Below are 20,358 nucleotides of genomic sequence, written 5' to 3' on the forward strand. Positions count from 1 at the left end.
AAAAATTAAGAGAGTAGTTGACTAATGAAAATATTATTTTTAGACCAGAGTGGTAAACCCGGTGGTGCAGAGTTGTGTTTAATTGATATTGCGAAACCTTACAGCGATCGCGCCTTGGTTGGTTTATTTGCGGATGGAGCATTTAAAACCTTACTAGAGCAACATCATATCCCGGTTGAAGTATTCACCAATCAGCCAATTCAAGTCCGCAAGCAAAGTAATTTATTGCAAGCATTTAGTAGCTTGGGACAACTTGCGCCTCTGGTGGCTAAAGTTGTAGAGAAAGCCCGTGAATATGATGTAATCTACGCCAATACGCAAAAAGCCTTAGTTGTGGGGGCGATCGCTAGCTTTATCGCTCGTCGTCCTTTGGTTTATCATTTACATGACATTCTCTCCCCAGAACACTTTAGCCAAACTAACCTGCGGGTTGCAGTTAACTTAGCTAATCGTTTCGCCTCATTGGTAATCGCCAATTCCCAAGCCAGTCAAACAGCATTTATCCAAGCTGGAGGACGCGCAGAGCTAACGACAGTCATCTACAACGGTTTTGATATAAATTTATATCAAACTGCTGCATCAGATATTAGTAAATTACGGCAATATTTAGGCATAGCAAATAATTTTGTAGTTGGACATTTCAGCCGTCTTTCACCTTGGAAGGGACAACATATTCTAATTGATGCACTAGCTCAATGTCCGCCACAAGTAACGGCAATTTTGGTCGGTGATGCCCTATTTGGTGAGCAAGAATATGTCAAAGAATTACATCAACAAATTACCAGATTAGGGCTAGAAAACCGCGTTAGATTTTTAGGATTCCGGGCGGATATTCCTCAATTAATGGCGGCTTGTGATTTAGTGGCTCATACTTCCACAGCCCCAGAACCCTTTGGTAGAGTAATTGTTGAAGCCATGCTTTGTGGCAAACCTGTAGTTGCAGCCAAAGCCGGTGGTGCAATGGAATTAGTCGAACATGGAGTTAATGGCTTTTTAACCACACCAGGAGAATCCCAAGAACTAGCCGATATTATTAATACCTGTTTCCAAGAAAAACACACCACTGCAACTATTGCTAGTAATGCTAAAGCTATTGCTAGTCAGCGTTTTAGTGTCCAAAATATCAATCAACAGATTGCCCAAGTCTTACACACAATTTAAGTAAAAGCTTTTTCTCCCTACCTAATCTTTATTTAACTTTCTCGTCATCACCTAACATTTTTAATAGCTTCCTCCCTACTAAAACACTAACAATTCCGGCACCAACCACCTCCACTGCTTGTACAACTTTTTTACCTACATCGTGAGGGTCTAGGTGGTGATGAAAAATCTCTTCATCCACCCATTCCGTTGTGGCTTGAAAGTCATGAATTGGTGTTGGTAATAGTGTTAAATAAGTGCCTTGACGGATTAAGTGTGCGGGTTCGCCTACAACTTCAAAAACATTGAATAAGTTAGCAGCAGCATCATTTAACCCCAACTTCAATAGAGTTCCTCGAATGTTCACCTTAGCAGGTTCGAGTTCTTCTCCTAGTGCAAGTGCTTTCAAATTATGAGCTATATTTGCTCCTTGTTGATAAGCGACTTGGGCTGTAGGCGGTAGGAAACTATCCTGAACTGCTGCACAATCACCACCTGCAAAAACTTCTGGAAAATCGAGAAATTGCATAGTGGAAGTGACTAGGGGACGGCTGTGATGATCTCGATGTTCTTGGGGAATTGGTAACTCTTGAATTAGGGGATGGATAGAAGTACCAGCAGTCCAGATTGTGGTATGTGTTGTCAGTGTCTTAATTTCACCATGACTTTTATATTCAACTGCATTTGGATGCACAGCAGTAGCTTCTGCTTCTGTAATAATTTCTATTGCTACGCTACGTTTTTGTAATTCTTTTTCAGCAATTGGACGCAAAGGATCGTTAATATCGCCATCAAGAATTTTTTGACCATGATTGAGTAGAATCACACGGATTTCCTCAGAGTTACCACCCAAAGCAGCATACCAATGTGGGAGAAAATCAGCTAAAGTTGCTGCCATTTCCACACCAGAAGCGCCACCACCAACTACAACTACTGTTAATAGTTGGCGGCGTTGTTTTATATCTTCAGTTTGGATGGCTTTTTGTAAACAGTCACGTAAATGTCTGTCAAGTGCGATCGCATCTGCTTGCGTCCAGAAAGGAAAAGCATTAATATTCGCACCTTCAATATGATGATAGCCAGTAACACTACCTAAAGCTAATACTAAGTTGCTGTAACTGTAGGAATTACCCGACGCTAATTTAACTTCCCGTTGATGTAAGTCTATCGTCTGTACAGTATCTTGCACAAAGATGACACCACTACCTTTAAGCAATTCCGAAAAACGCGGTACTACTTGAAAGCTATCCATTTCGTTATCGAAATATTCATATAGTAGCGGCTTAAAGCAAAAGCGCTCATTTCTATCAATCAAAATCACAGAACGAGGATAATGTTCATGTGCTAGGTGTAACGCTGTAAATAGTCCGGTAAAACCACCGCCGACAATCACAGTTTGATATATTGGGCTGTTCATAAAAAAGTAGTAGGGAGTGTAAATAAATAAAAGTTAGGAGAGAACCGTTGACTAAATTTATCTTGGAGGTGTTAATTATTGTGATGAAAATTTCATAAAATTACTCCTGATTTATAAATACTTTTATGCCTGCCAAAGATAGAGAAGTGAGAATAAAAATACCCAAACTATATCAACAAAATGCCAAAACAATGTGGTAGCACTTACACCGAAGTGACCTTGATCATAGTTGCCTTGCCGGAAAGAAAAAACAAGCATGGTTATTTGCAAAATCACACCACTGAGAACGTGCAGGCCATGAAAACCTGTTAATACATAAAATGTAGAACCAACTAATCCTGTGCTTAACCTAAAATCAAGCTTACTCCACTCAATTCCTTGACCGATTAAGAAATAAGTTCCCATACAAATCGTCATCAACCATAGCCAACGGAATTTATTTAGCTGATGATGCTTGAGAGCATTTTCGGCTGGTTGAATAACGAAGCTACTAGACAGCAATACCACCGTATTAATAATCACAAGAGTAGACAATTCTGGGCCCGAAACACCAGGTGGAAGCCAATTTCCTAAGTGCGTTAACCGCAAAGCAATATATGTAAAGATAAAGCTCAAAAAAACTATGCTTTCCGACAACAGGAACACGGTAAACCCGAAAATTGCTTTGCCATGATGGTCTTCAGCACGTCCGCCACGAACTGGTAGGAAACGCTTTAGCCAATTGGGTAGGTATCGCCACCATCGTTCTAAAGGGATAGGACTTTCATCTACATGAATTACGCCACGGTTCATAGACTAAATTCCTAGTACAAGATTCCACAAGTTAGTTACGAATTAATTCAAACTTTTACTTAAGGGACGGACTTCCAGATAGAAAAATATCCCAAATGTAGGGTGCGTCAGTGCGAGAAAACTTAGCTGTACCAAAAAATTATTCATACTGACGCACCCTACTAACCGTCAATTTGGAATAATTTATTTTTTGGTGTTCCCTAATTTTCAGACTGATGATAATCGGGAGGTTCGATGACTGAGTATTTGGGATCACCATAGTCATATGGAGGTCTTTTGACGACTGGAATCTCTTTAAAGTTATCTCGCGGTGGTGGTGAGGTAGTTGTCCATTCCAGTCCAGTAGCGAGCCAGGGATTATCAGTTGCCTTCTGTCCATAAAGCAATGAACCCACCATATTGGCAATAAAAGGTAGTACAGATACCCCCAGCAAGAATCCTCCTAGACTGGCGACGATATTCCATCCTTGATAGCGTGGGTCGTAAGAGGAAATTCGGCGCACCATTCCCTGTAAACCCAATGGGAGCATAGGGAAGAAAGTCAGGTTAGCACCAAGAAAAGTTAACCAAAAATGCACCTTACCCCAGCCTTCAGCGTACATCCGCCCGGTGATCTTCGGAAACCAAAAGTAGATGGCAGCAAAAATTGCCATTGTGATGGTATTAAAGACAATGTAGTGGAAGTGTCCCACTATAAAATAAGTATTGTGGACGTGGATATCAAACGGTACTGCTGCCAGCATCACCCCAGTCACACCTCCGAGCAAAAACATAGTTGCGCCTCCCATAGCGAACAGCATGGGTGTCTCTAGGTGCAGTTTGCTCTTCCAAATTGTGGCAGTCCAACCAAATGCTTTGACACCAGTAGGTACGGCAACCAACATCGATGTCACCATAAATAACATCCGCATCCAGCCAGGGGTAGCACTGGTGAACATATGATGTACCCAGACAAAGATGCTGACTACAGCAATGCCTAAAGAAGCAATAGCCAGTGACCGATAGCCAAACAAGGGGTTACGGGAAAAGGCAGGCAGAACCTCAGCAAAAATACCGAAGGCTGGTAGCGCCATGATATAAACTGCGGGGTGGGAATAGAACCAAAATAAATGCTGGTAGATAATCGGGTCGCCATTCTCTAAGGGTTTGAAGAATTGCGTTCCCAAACTGAGATCAAATAATAGTAATATCAATGCACCTGTTAAGGAAGGCAAATTCACCAGCTGCAACAACTGGGCGCTGAGAACTGACCAAACAAACACAGGCATTCGGAAAAATGTCATTCCTGGGGCGCGCATCCAAAAAATAGTAGTCACAAAGTTCACAGCCCCCATAATGGAAGAGATGCCAATCAGGACTAGACTGACAATCCAAATAAATTCACCGTTAATTGGTTGACCTGGAGGAATTTGCAGACTAATTGGCGGATAAGACCACCAGCCAGACTGCGCCGTCCCATTGGGCAGCAAGAAGCTAGATATTAATAAAATCCCGCTTGGTGGAATCATCCAGAAAGAGATGGCGTTGAGTAGGGGAAACGCCATATCCCGTGCGCCAATCATTAGCGGTACTAAGTAGTTAGAGATACCTGCATTGAACGGGATAATCCACAGAAAAATCATAATTGTCCCGTGCAAAGTAAATAAGCCGTTGTACAGAGGGCGATCAACTACATTTGATGCTGGCGTAATCAGTTCGGCACGGATGAGCATCGCCAATAGTCCGCCAATCAAGAAGAAAATGAAAGTCATCACCATGTACTGAACGCCGATCACCTTATGGTCGGTGCTAAAGCTGAGGTATTGTCGCCAGTTATTCTCAGGCTCATTTTGAGATGTTGCATCTAGAGAATCATGTGTCATTCATTACTTTCCTTTCGTTGGCGTTAGCCCTTTGGGCGGCTCCGAAACAGCAATCTGGTGCGACAGTGTACCAGCCACTCTTAAACAAAGTTTTTGGCGGTTGGCTATACTCAGCAACAGCCTGATTTTTGATACTCATTGATTCGTGTTTTGCTTGGGTAAGCCACTGGTTATATTGCTCAAGGGATTCAACGTGTACATTGGCATCCATCAAAGCAAAGTAAGTACCGCTAAATAAAGAATCTTTGAGCTTGTATTTGCCCATGCGAATGGGTGTAACCACAAGGTCAATGTTGCGTCCTGGGACAATATACTGCTGTAAGCGAAACTCAGGGACGTAAAAACTGTGGAGTACGTCCTTAGCGTGCATATTCAGGCGAGTACGAAGATTTACAGGCAGGTGCAATTCCTGACTAGTAACATTATTGGGATAGCGGAAAGACCAGTCCCACTGCTGGACAAAAACCTCAATAGTTTCATCAGCTGGTTTAGGGATATCGCTGATTGATGCGGCATAGACTGGTTCTTCTACAGGTGTATGCAAATGTACAACTTGTTGCAAACCTAAAACATCTAATTGCTGATATATATTGAAGCCCTGCCAAGCAACCCACAAAACTAGTAAGGTTGGAGTTGCCGTCCATAAAATTTCTAGTCTTATATCGCCTCTAGATGGGTGTCCCTCGCTGTAGTCATTTTTGGGTGCGCGGAAGAAAAGTACCGAGTACACCATCATGCCTACAAGCCCAAGAATAATAAATGCACCCATTGAAACTAAAAAGCTAAATAAATCATCAACCTTTTGCGCTTCTGCTGTGGCTTCCAGAGGCATCCAAGAATAAGCTACCTGCCCCATCCCATGACTAACAACGAGTAGCACTGCTATACAACCGACTATTAATAAATATTCTAAAAATCTCAGCATAAACTCAGAGTGCTTGTCGTTTATTTGGGTAGTAAGTTTGAGTTTGCGCCTTCTGGGAGTAACTTAGCAGCAGTAACATGAATGCCAAATTCTGATCCCATTTGCCCTCCTAAAGTTCCGTGAACAAACAAGATGCCCAGCATTGCGATACCTGCTAACAAGTAATTCCACTGCACTTGTCTGGAAGCATCTTTGCGCCAGTAGTAGCGTTGTAAACCTCTCCACACAGTCATGGCAACAATCAGCCCCAACAAAAGAACACCACCCAAACCATGCAAAAGCATTGTCCAAGAGGCGTTTAACCCCCAATCACTCTTTTGATTAATTGGTGGGTTTGCCAGTAGTAGCTCGAAAAAACCAAATGCGACTGTGAAAAAAGTCACAGCAGCTGCGCCTAGCAGGTTGTACCAACCAACATCAAAGAAGTTGGCACGAATAGCAGTCAGTCCCAAGAATTTAAAGATGGATCTTTCTAGAGGAAAAATAGCTCCTGCTATGTCAAACAAGATGGCAATAATAAATAAGCCTAATGTTAGATGCACCAGTATTGGGTGCATAGGGATTTCGTAGGGCAGTCCGTTAACACCTAATTTCAATCTTAATTGGTCAATGAGTTGGGAGTTCATGGCGATATCCTCTGGTTCATCGCTTCAACAACTGGCTCAACGTGCAATCCGTATACCCAAAACAGCTTGCTTCCCAAGTACACTTGCAAGAACACTAAACAAATCAAAAATGTTGCCACACCAAGGTAAGCAGATGGAACTTTGAGGGGGTGGCGATTGCGAATCACCCAACGCCAAGCTGTAATAGCGGCAACGATCGCCCCAAGTGACCAACCCATGATTGTATGAAAGTTAAGTGTGGACTGGACTGCTGGATAAACTTGTGCCAAGCCTGCTTCAAACTGCCCAAAAATGATCGCGACAAAAATGGCGATCGCCGCAACAAACATATTCCAAAAACCGACCTCAAACAAACGTGGATTGCGGGTAAAATAGCCGACCACATCGCAAAAGAATGAGAAAAACACCATTGCAATCACGAAATGCACAACAATTGGGTGTATGGGGTCGGGGTAGGGGAGATTTTGGCTATTAAGAAGCAGAGCGAACATCGCTTTCTCCTGGCTATCTCCAGACGCTGTAATATCAGTTAACTCTGAGCAGCTGGAAAAATTGCTCTCCACCAAACCACTCTTAGTAACTCTTATCTAACAAATGGAATCAAGAATACTATCGGAAGGGTGATTTAGAAGCAAAACTATTAATTCACTTTTTTTACTGCACTGATAAATATTAAAAAATAAATATAAATCTTCGGAAATCTATCTTCTATTGGAAAAAACTAGGTACCCTACGGGTACTCTGCGAGAACGCCTTTGGCGAACGCGGTAGCGTTCCGCAGGAAAGGCTGCGCCGACAAAACCGTACTTCGTCCCGCTACGCTTGAATTTTGTAGCTTTAGCTTCCCGCAGGGTATTTTAAATTGATTCATTTCTCAACTGGTTGGAGGCGCTCGCTACTGCAAACTTTTAAATTAATATCAGGATCAGAACAAGAATTATCAAAGTACTAGATAGCTAATAGATGATTTTTGAGTCTGAAAGTGCGATCGCCTCCAAGTTATTAGCAGAAGAAATTATTTGTATCAAAATCTGCCGCTTGTTGCTATCTGAGTCAGGCAAAATTATAGTTATTGCGGTGTTTTAACAGGTTTTAAATTCCTAGCTTTATAGAATGTTTCTAGGCTATTGCGATCGCCTACAAAACGCCAGTGCCAAGGTTCATAACTTACTCCTTGAGAATTGTCCTTGGGAAAAGACATCTCAAAGCCAAAGCGAGCTGCATTAGCCTCTAACCATTTAAAAGCTCTGGTATTTTCAAAAATAGCTTGTAAATTGGTTGTGGGTGCTGCACCGTCCCCAATATCCACAGCGTAACCTGTGTGGTGTTCACTATGACCAGGAGGAGCGCTGAGAGCTGCTCTTTGGGCTGGGGTTTGATTACGTTGAGCGCCGATAGCAAAAAATAATTGCTCTTGCTCTTTTACAGAACGAAAACCCGAAATAGGCAATAGAATTACACCCGCACTCCGCGCTGCCTGTGCCATTTCTTGGAACCGTTGAGCAGCAGTTCTACGCATTCGGATGCGTCCATCCCTGCTGATTGGCACTAATTCTGACTCTGGAGCCTCTGGGTAAGCCAAATGACCTAATACAGCTTGCAGATCAGCCGGGTTGCTGGCTGTAGGTATTGGTGTAGCATCAGCAATAGCTGGCGAAGGCTGAGACTCAGTAGTTTTTCTAGGCGTGGTGATAAAAAAAACAAAACCACTAACAATCGCCAGTATCACAAACGCGCCTACTGCACCCATCACGAAAATCAGGCGTTGTAAGCGTTGTTTAGGTGTGATACCAGGAGTGTCGCGTAAGGCTACTGGGATATCATCACTAAGTTCATCAAATGGGTCGTGTGGCTCTCCAGAAAACCCAGCTTTATTCACAGGTCAACTCCTGGCTTTGTGGAACTCTCATAAAAATTGTAGACTTGATAAGAATAAGCTTATTGGGTAGCATTTTACATCTATAATTCTTAGGCGCAACATTGATAAATCTCCTAGAACTATACGTCAAACTTGTCAGCTTAGTCTTAGTAGGTTTTATTCTGGGACGCAAGCTACCTAGTACAGTTCCTACCCGTCTGGGTCAGTTTCTTTTCTGGGTGGGAGTACCGATAAGTATAGTATCTTTTCTCCGACAAACTGACTTATCAGGACAAATCTGGATTGCTCCGGCGATCGCATACTTGGCTATTCTACTAGGTGCGTTCTTCGCTTGGCTAGCAATCAAAGGACAGACATACTTCAGTAATACAACACCGGAAAAACCTACCCAGGGAAGCTTGTTACTAGCAGCCATGATAGGTAACACAGGTTACTTAGGCTTTCCCATTACCTTAGCAATGGTAGGTAAAGAATACTTTGCTTGGGCATTATTTTACGATTTACTGGGGTCTTTTCCTGGTGCTTATGCCTTGGGCGTAGCATTAGGCGCTCATTTCGGTACTAACTTACACAATCACAACCAATTTACGCAAGTAACAAGAGCTATTATTATTAATCCGGCTCTATGGAGTTTCGGATTTGGCTTACTATTTCGCCAAATAGCCATTCCTGAAATTTTGGAATATGGCTTAGATAAATTTGCCTGGAGTATGGTGGCTTTATCTCTAGTATTAATTGGAATGCGCTTAAGCAAACTAAATTCCTTAGCTAACCTACCGCAGGTAGGTATCAGCTTAGGAATCAAAATGCTGATAGTTCCCCTAATTTTAGGCTACACCTTACCGCTTTTTGGATTAACCGGGCCAGCCGCCAAAGTGATTATCCTGCAAACGGCCATGCCCCCAGCCTTTGCCTGTCTAGTAATCGCCGAAACTTTCAATTTAGACCACAACCTCGCAGTCACCACAATAGCCGTGGGAGCTATGTTACTACTCCTAACGCTCCCCATGTGGCTATGGTTGTTTTGAATTGGTTCAGTTGTCAGTTGCCAATGCTTTTCCTCTACCCCTTCTCATCTTCCCCATCAACAATACTGACCCACCCTAGCCGCCAAATCTGCGGGATTGATATGCTCATAATGTTCAAAGGGCTGATGAATCCAAGGATTGTCAGGTAAGTAATCGACGTAGTAATTAGGTGCTATTGCTGAACAAGCTTTATACCAAACTACAGCTGTGCGGATTTCCTCAATCGGGGAATCACTATATTGTTTTAGCCAAGGGATGGTTTCTTGGAGCGTGATTCCAGAGTCTACTAAGTCATCGATTAGGAGAATGTGTGAGCCTAAACTTTCGGTTGTCATTGTCAGATGACGAGAAACAGTTAAATAACCTCTTTCTTGCTTACCTGCGCCACTATAAGAAGATGTAGCTAAAATTGCTAGGGGTTTGTGATAGATACGGGAAATGATATCTCCCACTCGTAGTCCACCCCTGGCTAAACAGACAATCTGATTGAATTCCCAGCCAGATTGATAAATATGAGCAGCCAGTTGCTCAATTTTATAGTGATACTCTGACCAAGAAACGTAAAGGTCTGGCATAAGGTAAGTAGGTTTTAGGTGATACTAAAGGCGATCGCAATATTTTAATATGAGCGCAAGCCATTATGAAAAATAGTCAAAAATTAGATTTGAAAACCAAGCTGGCTTACGGTGCCGGTGATTTAGGCCCAGCAATTACCGCTAATATTTCTATATTCTTTCTATTAATTTTTTTTACCAACGTTGCTGGTATTCCGGCTGGTTTGGCGGGCAGTGTTTTAATGATTGGTAAAATCTGGGACGCTGTTAACGATCCTTTTGTGGGGGTATTGACGGATAAAACTAAGTCTCGGCGCTGGGGTCGTCGTTTGCCCTGGATGCTTTATGGGGCAATTCCCTTTGGAATTTTCTTTTTCTTACAGTGGATTGTACCGCGATTTAGTAGCGACCAGGGTAGTAATGTCTGGGCGTTGTTTTGGTATTACGTAGTGATTGGGTTGATTTCCCAGGTGTTTTACACCGTTGTAAATCTGCCTTATACAGCCCTGACTCCAGAACTTACCCAAGATTATGACGAACGCACTAGCCTCAATAGTTTTCGCTTCGCCTTTTCTATTGGTGGCAGCATTTTATCTTTAATTTTATCTAAAGTTGTTTTGTCGTTGATTAGCGATCGCCAACAACAGTATATAGTTTTAGCGGCAATTTGCACCGTCATCTCGGTTATATCATTATATTGGTGCGTGTTTGGGGTGCGCGATCGCGTATTGGCATTTGAAGCAAAACGTATTCAAATTGAGGACTCTGACTCTATTCCCTTTTTTGAGCAATTAAAAATTGTTTTCAGCAATCGCCCTTTTCTATTTGTGATTGGCATATATTTGTTTTCTTGGTTAGGAGTACAAATCACAGCCAGCATTATTCCCTACTTTGTGATCAATTGTATGTCTTTGCCTGAATCAGATATACCCACAACGATGATTGCAGTGCAAGGGACTGCTTTATTGATGTTATTTGTCTGGACAGCTTTAAGTAAAAAAATTGGGAAAAAACTTGTTTATTTCTTGGGAATGAGTCTGTGGATTATTGCAGCTGCTGGACTCTTTTTCTTACAACCCGGTCAAATCAGTTTAATGTATGTCATGGCTATCATGGCGGGTGTGGGTGTATCCACAGCTTACTTAGTCCCCTGGTCAATGATTCCCGATGTCATTGAATTGGACGAACTGCAAACTGGACAACGGCGAGAAGGGATTTTTTACGGCTTCATGGTTTTATTGCAGAAATTTGGTTTAGCGTTCGGCTTATTTCTGGTGGGTAACGCCTTGCAAGCATCTGGTTTTAAAGAAGCTGTTGCTGGACAAACTACTCTACCAATACAACCAGAATCGGCTCTTTTCGCTATCCGTATTGCCGTTGGGCCTTTACCCACCATCTGTTTAATTTTTGGCTTAGTCTTAACCTATTTCTACCCCATTACCCGTGAAATGCACGCGGAAATTCTGCTAAAACTCCAAGAACGTCAAAAGCAAAGAGAAACACATCCAGAGTGATAAGTATAGGACTTACCCATGAAAACGAAAGATCAAGGGTTTGGAGAAGGGTATAGGGGTTTAGGGGTTTAGGGGTATATAAGTAATTATTTTATTCCCATTACCCATTATCCATTCCCGATGATTTTTATAATCAATACAACCTTTTGAACATCTATTGAGCATAATAAAAATAGTACGTGGGGACTGACGAAATATGCTCAAAACCAGCAAATCAGCCATTGTGAAAAATTCTTGAGTGTCGAACATGAATTAGAGATTAAAAGCCTTGGTATACCGTTCTTCTGGGGTTCACTGCATAAATCCTGACTGTCAACGTCCCTACCCCCAGCCCTGGGGTAACAAATTTTGTAACAGCTGTGGCGCGGTGCTACAGTTGTTAGATCGTTATGTGCCACTACAGACCTTGGGTGCGGGGGGTTTTGCACAAATTTATACCGTTTGGGATGAAAAGACCCAAACGGAAAAAGTGCTAAAGGTGTTGATAGAAGATTCCCCAAAGGCGTTGGAATTATTTACGCAAGAGGCAGAAGTTTTAGTCAGGTTACGCCATCCTGGTGTCCCCAAAGTTGAGGCTGATGGTCATTTTCAAGTTAATTTATCCAATCCCAAGCCGCGCCAACTACCTTGTTTGGTAATGGAAAAAATTAACGGGCCGACTTTGGAGGAAATGTTGAACAAATATCCCCAGGGATGCCCAGAAAATTTGGTATTAAACTGGTTAACTCAAGGGATCAAGATTTTACAAGAATTACATAAGCATCAAATCATACATCGTGATATCAAACCTTCTAATTTGATGTTACGTACTCCCTCGCCCAGTGTCATCTCTCAAGGGGGAACAGGATGGGAACAATTAGTTTTAATTGATTTCGGTGGGGCAAAACAATTTAATACAGGAAGACAGCGCCAAGAATCTAGTTCCACAAGGTTATTTTCTTCGGGTTACAGTCCACCAGAACAAGTGACGGGTGGGCATATCGGGCCGAGTGTTGATTTTTATGCCCTCGGTCGTACGATGATTGAATTACTCACAGGTAAGTATCCACCAGAGTTGGAAGATCCCCAGACGGGGGTTTTGCATTGGCGTAATAGAGTTACTATCAGACCTGAGTTGGCAGATTTACTAGATGAGATGGTGCATGAGGATGTGCGATCGCGCCCGGCGAATGCTGCTATGATTCAAAAGCGGTTAACAAAAATTAACCAGCCCGCTTCAGGACAGAACAATTTTCAACAGTGGTTAACACAGCTTGCCAATCAACTAGCACTATTAAATCAATCTACAGAGCAAGTTTTCAGCAACTTGGGACAAACCTTAGGCAAAATCCTGCGGTGGATTGCACAGACAATAGTGAAAATCATCACAGCTTGTTTTTCCACCATTTGGGCAATGTTGTTAACTGGTCTTGGTGCGAGTGTAGGAACGATCGCTGGATTTATTTTGGCATATCGCACAAACTTAGGCGATCGCTTAATAGAATTTATTGCCAGTCAATTACCCGAATTAATACCTAACCCTGAATCAGGATTTGGTGCAGAAATCATCGTATTTGCGGCCGCAGGCTTAGGTACAGCCTGGGGACTGACAGCATCCGGATGTTTTGCCCAAAGACGGCGGTTTTTAGTCGCCTCATTCATGGGGATAATCAGCTACGCCTTTGGCTGGTTATTGTGGCAAATCATCACATCAACCGCAGATAGCGGTGAAGGTTTAGTAGGCGCAACCTCCATAGCCGTATTTTTACTAGCTCTAAGTATGAGTTTCCGTAGCCATCACATAGTTTATGCCATGATTGGCTCATTTGGAACAGCGATCGTTGTGGCAATTTTGATAGTTTTAGGTTTTCCCACTACCGTTTTACAATTTTCTAATCGTCACCTCTGGTCAGAATTATCCTTACCTATCATCTTCTTTAGCTCTATCGGTATTTTGATGAGCTTTTGGTTAGGCGTAAGCTACTACCTCATTGTGCCAGGATTGCGGTTTTTGGGTTGGCGTTGATTGTTAGGGGTTTAGAGGTTTAGGGGTGTAGGGGGAAATTTGACAACCGAAAATTGTACAGATGCGATTAATCGCGTCTCTAACAAACACAAATTAAGACCCCCTGACTGGTTATTTATATCTAGTCAGGGGGCTAATATAGGTGATAGACTATAATTGGTTCTGTATAGTTACTTACGACTCGATTCTAGAACCTTAATACATATTTGACTACTGTAATTCCTCCTATTAATAGTATTTTCATAGGTTCTTCATCGCCACTTCATTCTCGTTGATTTACCTAGACAAACACATAAATAAGGTAAGGCAGTCAGCTAAATCCTAAATTGTCATCCCCAACAACACCTAATACTAACTATTTCTCCCCAATCCCCAATCCAAGGCAAAAGTCAAAAGTCAAAAGTCAAAAGAAAAAATCTTTTACCTTTTTACTTTTTCGTCCCCAGTCCCCAGTCCCCAGTCCCCAGTCCCCAATCCCCAATCCCCAATCCCCAATCCCCTAACTTATGTTGCAATCCAGAACAGAAGTAACGCTCCTGGCCGTAGACTGACATCTAGATTGCATTCTCAAATAGAATATGTCACTTACTTCCATTCCCTCGCTACGTGAGCAACAACATCCCCTCATTCGCCAACTAGCTGACTGTATTGAAGAAGTTTGGCATCAGCACTTGGATTTGTCGCCTTACCATTTGCCTGCTGAGTTGGGGTATGTGGAAGGGAGACTAGAGGGTGAGAAACTGACGATTGAAAACCGTTGCTATCAAACACCCCAGTTTCGGAAGATGCACTTGGAATTAGCCAAGGTAGGAAATATGCTCGACATCCTGCACTGTGTGATGTTTCCCCGTCCAGAGTATGACCTACCGATGTTTGGCTGTGACTTGGTTGGGGGTAGGGGTCAAATTAGTGCAGCGATCGCTGACCTTTCTCCTGTACACTTAGACCGCACCCTACCTGCATCCTATAATTCGGCGCTGACAAATCTCGACACACTAAATTTCTCTCAACCCAGAGAATTGCCAGAATGGGGAAATATCTTCTCTGATTTCTGCATTTTTGTGCGTCCGAGTTCGCCAGAAGAAGAGGCGATGTTTTTAGGACGAGTGCGGGAGTTTTTGCAAGTTCATTGTCAAGGTGCGATCGCCGCTAGTCCTGTTTCAGCAGAACAAAAACAGCACATTTTGGCTGGACAACACAATTACTGTAGCAAACAGCAACAAAACGATAAAACTCGCCGGGTGCTAGAAAAAGCTTTTGGTACAGATTGGGCAGAAAATTACATGACCACAGTGTTGTTTGACCTCCCAGAATAACCTGACAAGTCATAGATCACCGACTTTTTTGAAACAGTCGGTGATCTGAACACCTGCAAAACTCTTCCGGTCAGCGATCGCCCCTCATTTGTACAGTCTGTTACCTTTACCTGAAACAGATGAATGTAGAATTTACAAAATAAGTATTTGAGGGAGTAAATAACAAAGTTTAGATAATAAAATACGTAGGTACAATTCTAGCCACAGACTATTAGGAATCACTAATTAGAAATTACGAATTAGTCTTGGAGAAATGTTATGTTATCGCACAAAATTTAACTGCATAAATCAGTTTTTGTGAAACTTTTGATAGAACCTCTTCAAAAAAACAAATAAAGTCATCTAAGTTGCAGAAAATCTTTAAAAGATTTGCCATAATGAAATCTATCTGCATACTCAGACTGACTAAATTCAGGAGTTATACCAATTCAAAATTAAGAAATCTGGATTTGGCAAGGGTTTCTAGGTTTAGATATGTTTCAAGATTTTGGTGAATTGGTATTCCCTACGGTGGGCGGAATGCCATTTCTATTTAGAAAAGCTACTGAGATAAATATTTATCAGGTATTCAAATTTAGTTAATACTTAACGTCAAGCCGATGTCGTTTTTCTTGAGAAACTATTACATTGTGGTGGAAAAATCTTTAATCGGCAAAGACTACAAAGTTTAACAGAAAAACTTTTATTTGCTTCTACCTCCTAACTTATTGTGATACCAATTCCCCAAAATTCAATAACATATTCAAATTGATAAACTCTGATAGATATCTAGAATTTTGAATTTTGAATTTTGCGAAAAGTTCTGTAGGCGGGTTTCCCGCCGTAGGAAACTTTTCAAGACGAATTTTGAATTGGTATTACTTTCATCAGCAAAATTCAGATAAACGGACAAAAAACCATGTCAAGGGTGACGGAAGAACGTAGGTCAAGAGAGCAGCCACTTGATCTAGAACAACCTAAGATTTGGTGGGGTCTTGCTGTAGCCCTACCAGTAGCCGTGGCTGCGGGGTTACTAGCTACAGCTAAATTTGAGCAATTAAAAAGGCTAGGCCCATCCGTACCTGTTAAACCAGTCGTTACAAGTGTTAGTGCTGTGGGACGTTTAGAACCGCAAGGGGAAGTAATTAAACTTTCGGCTCCCGTGGGAGGAATGCAATCCGCATCACGAGTTAAACAACTTTTTGTAAAAGAGGGAGAACGTGTTAGGAAGGGTCAAATCATAGCAATTTTGGATAATCACGATACCCAACTAGCGGCCGTGGAAGAAGCGAAAGCCAAATTACTGGAATCTCGCGCTAACTTGGCTCAAGTCCGGGTTGGTTCCCCCAGGGATATCCAAGCGCAAACCGCCGTAATTGCTCGCTTACAGGCGCAGTTAGTTGGTGAAAGGGATGCTCAACAAGCAACTATTACGCGTATCGCATCCCAATTGAGTGCGGAAAAAGTAGCGCAACAAGCATTAGTTAACCGCTTAGAAGCAGAACTCTTAGGACAGCAAGACAGTTTAAGAGCCACTCTGAACCGCATTAGAGCCGAGCAACGTAACGCTCAAGTGGATGCGGGGCGCTACGATTTTCTCTACCGGGAAGGTGCTATTTCCCAGCAAGAGCGAGATAGAAGGCGATTAACGGCGACTACTGCTAATCAACAGGTAATTGAAAGTCAAGCCACCTTGAGACAGGCGCTAGCCACTCTCAGACAGCAAGTTGCTGAGGCTAGAGCTAATCAGATGAAAACTCTAGCCAGTTTGCAACAGCAACTCATCGAAGCGAGAGTTACCCGTGACAAAACCGTAGCGACATTACAAAGACAAATTGACGAAGAAAAAGCCAGGCTGAAAAGATTGGTGGAAGTTAGTCCTACTGATGTGCAGATGGCTCAAGCTCAAGTTAGTAATGCGATCGCCAACGTCAGAAAAGCCGAAGCCGAATTAAAATTAAGCTACATTCAAGCACCCTCGGCGGGAGAAATCTTAAAAATTTATAGCAAGTCGGGAGAAGCCATCACCGCCGACGGTATCGCCGAAATGGGAGAAACCGAGCAAATGATGATTATTGCTGAGGTTCCTGAAGACAGTATTGGTCGGGTACGCATAGGCCAAAATGTCACAGCCAGCAGCGATAACGGAGCCTTTAGCGGGGAAATCAGAGGAACAGTCACCGAAATTGGCAGAAAAATTGGCAAAAAAGATGTCTTAAATACAGATCCAGCAGCTGATGTTGATGCCAGAGTTGTTGAAGTCAAAATTGCCTTATCACCGGAAGACAGCCAAAAAGTCTCTGGTTTAACCTACGCCAAGGTAGTGGTTGACATTAATAAATAATCAATTTTCCGTTGATGAGAAAATCCACATAATTACGGAAATGAATCGTAAAAGAATCCCTCTATCTTGGTTACAATTAACGCGAGAAAAAACTCGCCTAGCCGTTGCTCTTGCGGGAATTGCCTTTGCTGATATTCTCATGTTTATGCAAATCGGTTTCCGCGATGCTCTTTACTATAGTAACGTTCGCTTACATACAAGTTTGCAAGGCGATATTGTTTTAATTAATAAACAATCCAACGCCGTATTAGCAATGAAACCCTTCTCACAACGGCGCTTGTATAAGTCTTTAGAGCTACCATCAGTCCAATCAGTACATCCTATTTATTTAGATTACTCAATTTGGAAAAATCCCTACACTGGTCTAACTCGTAGTATTTTGGTTTTTGGAATTAATCCAGAAACTAATATATTGAACTTGGCAGGAGTTCAGGAGAATTTAGATAAGCTTAAACTACCTGATGCTGTTTTATTCGACCGTTCTTCTAGACCAGAATATGGACCGATCGCCAAGAATTTTGAGCAAGGCCAGAGTATTTCGGCTGAAGTGCGCCGTAGACGCATAAATGTTGTTGGTCTTTTTACCTTGGGTGCATCTTTTGGCGCAGATGGTAATTTAGTTACTAGCGATGTTAACTTTTTGCGGCTATTTCCTCTCCGTCGGCAAGGCTTAATTGATATTGGCTTAGTTAGATTAAAACCAGGGGTAAATCCGAATACTGCTGTTCAAGAATTACGGAGTTATTTACCTGACGATATCAACGTATTAACTAAACAAGAATTTATTGATTTTGAGCGTAATTATTGGGCAAGTAGTACAGCTATTGGTTTTATTTTTACCTTAGGAACAATCATGGGTTTTATTGTTGGTACGGTAATTGTTTATCAAATTCTCTATACAGAAGTTGCTGATCATTTATCTGAATACGCTACTTTAAAAGCAATAGGATATACCCAAAAATATCTATTAGGTGTAATTTTACAAGAAGCATTACTATTAGCTTGCTTGGGTTATTTACCTGGGTGGGTTTTTGCTATGGTTCTATATCAAACTGCTAGACAAGCTACATTGTTGCCTGTATTCATGAGCTATGATCGCGCTATTACAGTGCTGATTCTCACCATGATTATGTGTTTTGTTTCCGGCTCAATTGCTGTACGTAAACTACGTTCCGCCGACCCAGCAGATATTTTCTAGAAGTATAAATTAAAAATTAATCATGAAAAATATTTCAATACCAAATTTTATAACTCCAGTACTAAAAAATTTATATTATAATTTTGAATTTTGAATTTTAAATTATAAATTAGCCAACCCAAATATCATGAGACAAGAAGCTGTAATTGCCATTAAAAGCCTCAATCATTACTATGGTAAAGGCGCTCTCAAAAGGCAGATTTTATTTGATATAAACCTAGAGATTTACCCTGGGGAAATTGTGATTATGACCGGGCCATCAGGTTCAGGTAAAACTACATTACTAAGCTTGATTGGTGGTTTGCGGTCGGTACAAGAAGGAAATCTGCAATTTTTAGGTGTTGAGTTGTCAGGTGCTAGCCAGAATAAACTGGTGCAGATTCGCCGTAGTATTGGTTATATATTTCAGGCTCATAACTTGCTGGGGTTTTTAACTGCAAGGCAAAATGTGCAGATGGCGGTGGAATTGAACGAGCATATTTCCCAAGAAGAAGCGATCGCCAAAGCAGAAGCTATGCTGAAAGCCGTAGGTCTAGAAAACCGCGTTGATTACTACCCAGACAATCTTTCTGGGGGACAAAAACAAAGAGTAGCGATCGCCCGCGCCCTAGTGAATAATCCGCCCTTGGTACTAGCAGACGAACCAACCGCCGCCCTAGATAAACAATCGGGACGGGATGTCGTGGAAATTATGCAGCGTCTCGCTAAAGACCAAGGTACTTCCATTTTGTTAGTGACCCACGATAACCGCATTCTCGACATCGCCGATCGTATCGTCGAAATGGAAGATGGTATATTAGCTCGTGATTCCCAAACAGCGATCGTCAGTTATGATTCCGGCGCTTGGAGTGAAACCCCTTAAGTTATCAATTTTGCATTCATTTAACGCCAGGCTGCTTCTGTGGTGTGGAGGCGTTTGCTTGACGGCTGGTACGGAAAGTTACATTTACACCATCATTCGATTGCTCTAACACTAATAAGGGCGTTGGTTTAGCCTTTTGATCCCAGTGCATATGAGCAATCCGACCTTGAATAGTTGGTTGCCATGTATCTTCATCATCCATTGGACTGAGATAAGTTTCAATACAGTCGATAATTTGGCTAATAGTCGTAGAAGTTGCCTGTGTTGGTAACTTCATTAAGCGAATTTGGATGCGAAATAGTACTCGTTTGGCTGTGTTTGGGGGAGTACCAGTTTCATATTCCACATCAAAGGTTTCATCAACTTGTCGTCCAGTGGTGTTGGCAATACCCACAGTCCCTTGTTGCGATTGATTGGGACGCAAAGCTTGAGATATTTTATCTTTAATTCTAATTTTTACTTGATTGAGAATGGCAAAATGGAATACCTCTTCTGACATCCGCATCCGTAGATAATCGAGGTTAAAGTCCCGCGAGTTCACCAAGTCGGGATTGGTTTCCATTTTACGAATCGTTTCGAGAGCCAGTTTAAATTTTTTCTCTAGTTCTTTAGCACGAAATTTTTCAAACTTCAGTTTTTTCTCCAGTTGCTTCATCTGGAGCCTACCATAAACCACTAAAGCAATCACCGCTAAAAGTAATCCTCCAGAGGTAGCCAGCAAAACAGGTGACATTTGAGTCTCGGCTGCTGGTTTTGGGCGGATTTCTTTTTGTGTTTTTTTCGGTGGGGTTTGGGCGAGGAATATTGAAGTTCGCATAGTGAGTAAACAGAAAAGTTTGACTACCTAGTGTTAGGATGCCCAAATTTATGTTTGTACATTGCTGTATTATTGGTATTTTTTACAGCTTCTCTCAAAC

Annotated in this window: 18 protein-coding genes; 9 read left to right on the top strand and 9 right to left on the bottom strand. The window is 42.0% G+C overall.

Annotation, left to right across the window (positions count from 1 at the left end; genetic code table 11):
• Window positions 1-24: 24 nt before the first annotated feature.
• Entirely contained in the window at window positions 25-1,161 is a 1,137-nt protein-coding gene (locus GSQ19_RS23755; protein ID WP_011320285.1) for a glycosyltransferase, read from the top strand.
• A gap of 28 nt (window positions 1,162-1,189) precedes the next feature.
• On the opposite strand, the gene GSQ19_RS23760 is transcribed toward GSQ19_RS23755, so the two are convergent.
• The 6 genes from GSQ19_RS23760 to GSQ19_RS23785 form a co-directional block, all read right to left on the bottom strand.
• Complete coding sequence (locus GSQ19_RS23760) at window positions 1,190-2,557, bottom strand: NAD(P)/FAD-dependent oxidoreductase (RefSeq protein ID WP_011320286.1); 1,368 nt, start codon at window positions 2,555-2,557, stop codon at window positions 1,190-1,192.
• A gap of 123 nt (window positions 2,558-2,680) precedes the next feature.
• A complete protein-coding gene (locus GSQ19_RS23765; RefSeq protein WP_011320287.1) occupies window positions 2,681-3,349 on the bottom strand; it encodes a cytochrome c oxidase subunit 3 in 669 nt (222 codons plus the stop codon).
• 200 nt (window positions 3,350-3,549) lie between these two features.
• Window positions 3,550-5,211, bottom strand: coding sequence for a cytochrome c oxidase subunit I (locus GSQ19_RS23770; RefSeq protein WP_011320288.1), 1,662 nt, complete (start codon window positions 5,209-5,211; stop codon window positions 3,550-3,552).
• Window positions 5,201-6,136, bottom strand: a complete 936-nt coding sequence (locus tag GSQ19_RS23775; protein WP_011320289.1) for a cytochrome c oxidase subunit II — start codon at window positions 6,134-6,136, stop codon at window positions 5,201-5,203. The genes GSQ19_RS23770 and GSQ19_RS23775 overlap by 11 nt, the downstream gene beginning before the upstream one ends.
• A 20-nt stretch (window positions 6,137-6,156) precedes the next feature.
• Window positions 6,157-6,762 carry a DUF2231 domain-containing protein gene (locus GSQ19_RS23780; RefSeq protein WP_011320290.1) on the bottom strand — a complete coding sequence of 202 codons (606 nt, stop codon included), beginning with the start codon at window positions 6,760-6,762 and terminating at the stop codon, window positions 6,157-6,159.
• Complete coding sequence (locus GSQ19_RS23785) at window positions 6,759-7,253, bottom strand: DUF2231 domain-containing protein (protein ID WP_011320291.1); 495 nt, start codon at window positions 7,251-7,253, stop codon at window positions 6,759-6,761. Before GSQ19_RS23785 ends, GSQ19_RS23780 begins: the two co-directional genes overlap by 4 nt.
• 472 nt (window positions 7,254-7,725) lie before the next feature.
• Between GSQ19_RS23785 and GSQ19_RS30325 the strand changes: the two genes are divergently transcribed.
• Entirely contained in the window at window positions 7,726-7,848 is a 123-nt protein-coding gene (locus GSQ19_RS30325) for a hypothetical protein (RefSeq protein WP_255449087.1), read from the top strand.
• On the opposite strand, the gene GSQ19_RS23790 is transcribed toward GSQ19_RS30325, so the two are convergent.
• On the bottom strand, window positions 7,832-8,641 hold the full coding sequence (locus GSQ19_RS23790) for a M15 family metallopeptidase (RefSeq protein WP_011320292.1): 810 nt from the start codon (window positions 8,639-8,641) through the stop codon (window positions 7,832-7,834). The genes GSQ19_RS30325 and GSQ19_RS23790 overlap by 17 nt on opposite strands.
• A gap of 101 nt (window positions 8,642-8,742) precedes the next feature.
• Between GSQ19_RS23790 and GSQ19_RS23795 the strand changes: the two genes are divergently transcribed.
• Window positions 8,743-9,669 (top strand): AEC family transporter, encoded by a 927-nt coding sequence (locus tag GSQ19_RS23795; protein WP_011320293.1) that lies wholly within the window; start codon window positions 8,743-8,745, stop codon window positions 9,667-9,669.
• 56 nt (window positions 9,670-9,725) lie between these two features.
• Here GSQ19_RS23795 and GSQ19_RS23800 read toward each other — a convergent pair whose 3' ends face one another.
• On the bottom strand, window positions 9,726-10,244 hold the full coding sequence (locus tag GSQ19_RS23800; protein WP_011320294.1) for a phosphoribosyltransferase: 519 nt from the start codon (window positions 10,242-10,244) through the stop codon (window positions 9,726-9,728).
• Between the two features lie 65 nt (window positions 10,245-10,309).
• Here GSQ19_RS23800 and GSQ19_RS23805 point away from each other — a divergent pair, with 65 nt between their 5' ends.
• The 6 genes from GSQ19_RS23805 to GSQ19_RS23830 all read left to right on the top strand — a co-directional run bounded on the left by GSQ19_RS23805 (window position 10,310) and on the right by GSQ19_RS23830 (window position 19,441).
• Window positions 10,310-11,737, top strand: a complete 1,428-nt coding sequence (locus tag GSQ19_RS23805) for an MFS transporter (RefSeq protein ID WP_011320295.1) — start codon at window positions 10,310-10,312, stop codon at window positions 11,735-11,737.
• Window positions 11,738-12,005: 268 nt separating this feature from the next.
• Window positions 12,006-13,742 (top strand): serine/threonine-protein kinase, encoded by a 1,737-nt coding sequence (locus tag GSQ19_RS23810; protein WP_185478891.1) that lies wholly within the window; start codon window positions 12,006-12,008, stop codon window positions 13,740-13,742.
• 578 nt (window positions 13,743-14,320) lie between these two features.
• Window positions 14,321-15,058, top strand: coding sequence for a phycocyanobilin:ferredoxin oxidoreductase (locus tag GSQ19_RS23815; protein WP_011320297.1), 738 nt, complete (start codon window positions 14,321-14,323; stop codon window positions 15,056-15,058).
• A gap of 898 nt (window positions 15,059-15,956) precedes the next feature.
• Window positions 15,957-17,381 carry an HlyD family efflux transporter periplasmic adaptor subunit gene (locus GSQ19_RS23820; RefSeq protein ID WP_011320298.1) on the top strand — a complete coding sequence of 475 codons (1,425 nt, stop codon included), beginning with the start codon at window positions 15,957-15,959 and terminating at the stop codon, window positions 17,379-17,381.
• A gap of 40 nt (window positions 17,382-17,421) precedes the next feature.
• Entirely contained in the window at window positions 17,422-18,579 is a 1,158-nt protein-coding gene (gene devC / locus GSQ19_RS23825) for an ABC transporter permease DevC (protein ID WP_011320299.1), read from the top strand.
• Between the two features lie 127 nt (window positions 18,580-18,706).
• Complete coding sequence (locus tag GSQ19_RS23830) at window positions 18,707-19,441, top strand: DevA family ABC transporter ATP-binding protein (RefSeq protein ID WP_011320300.1); 735 nt, start codon at window positions 18,707-18,709, stop codon at window positions 19,439-19,441.
• Window positions 19,442-19,457: 16 nt separating this feature from the next.
• Here the strand turns inward: GSQ19_RS23830 and GSQ19_RS23835 are convergent, their stop codons facing one another.
• Entirely contained in the window at window positions 19,458-20,258 is an 801-nt protein-coding gene (locus tag GSQ19_RS23835) for a hypothetical protein (protein ID WP_011320301.1), read from the bottom strand.
• Window positions 20,259-20,358 lie beyond the last annotated feature (100 nt).

Origin of the sequence: Trichormus variabilis 0441 (genome assembly GCF_009856605.1) — a bacterium.
GTDB lineage: Bacteria > Cyanobacteriota > Cyanobacteriia > Cyanobacteriales > Nostocaceae > Trichormus > Trichormus variabilis.

Excerpts from the sequence above, each read along its gene's own strand:
- GSQ19_RS23755 (WP_011320285.1), top strand. The coding sequence starts at position 25 with ATGAAAATATTATTTTTAGACCAGAGTGGTAAACCCGGTGGTGCAGAG.
- GSQ19_RS23760 (WP_011320286.1), bottom strand. The coding sequence starts at position 2,557 with ATGAACAGCCCAATATATCAAACTGTGATTGTCGGCGGTGGTTTTACC.
- GSQ19_RS23765 (WP_011320287.1), bottom strand. The coding sequence starts at position 3,349 with ATGAACCGTGGCGTAATTCATGTAGATGAAAGTCCTATCCCTTTAGAA.
- GSQ19_RS23770 (WP_011320288.1), bottom strand. The coding sequence starts at position 5,211 with ATGACACATGATTCTCTAGATGCAACATCTCAAAATGAGCCTGAGAAT.
- GSQ19_RS23775 (WP_011320289.1), bottom strand. The coding sequence starts at position 6,136 with ATGCTGAGATTTTTAGAATATTTATTAATAGTCGGTTGTATAGCAGTG.
- GSQ19_RS23780 (WP_011320290.1), bottom strand. The coding sequence starts at position 6,762 with ATGAACTCCCAACTCATTGACCAATTAAGATTGAAATTAGGTGTTAAC.
- GSQ19_RS23785 (WP_011320291.1), bottom strand. The coding sequence starts at position 7,253 with ATGTTCGCTCTGCTTCTTAATAGCCAAAATCTCCCCTACCCCGACCCC.
- GSQ19_RS30325 (WP_255449087.1), top strand. The coding sequence starts at position 7,726 with ATGATTTTTGAGTCTGAAAGTGCGATCGCCTCCAAGTTATTAGCAGAA.
- GSQ19_RS23800 (WP_011320294.1), bottom strand. The coding sequence starts at position 10,244 with ATGCCAGACCTTTACGTTTCTTGGTCAGAGTATCACTATAAAATTGAG.
- GSQ19_RS23805 (WP_011320295.1), top strand. The coding sequence starts at position 10,310 with ATGAAAAATAGTCAAAAATTAGATTTGAAAACCAAGCTGGCTTACGGT.
- GSQ19_RS23815 (WP_011320297.1), top strand. The coding sequence starts at position 14,321 with ATGTCACTTACTTCCATTCCCTCGCTACGTGAGCAACAACATCCCCTC.
- GSQ19_RS23820 (WP_011320298.1), top strand. The coding sequence starts at position 15,957 with ATGTCAAGGGTGACGGAAGAACGTAGGTCAAGAGAGCAGCCACTTGAT.
- devC (WP_011320299.1), top strand. The coding sequence starts at position 17,422 with ATGAATCGTAAAAGAATCCCTCTATCTTGGTTACAATTAACGCGAGAA.
- GSQ19_RS23830 (WP_011320300.1), top strand. The coding sequence starts at position 18,707 with ATGAGACAAGAAGCTGTAATTGCCATTAAAAGCCTCAATCATTACTAT.
- GSQ19_RS23835 (WP_011320301.1), bottom strand. The coding sequence starts at position 20,258 with ATGCGAACTTCAATATTCCTCGCCCAAACCCCACCGAAAAAAACACAA.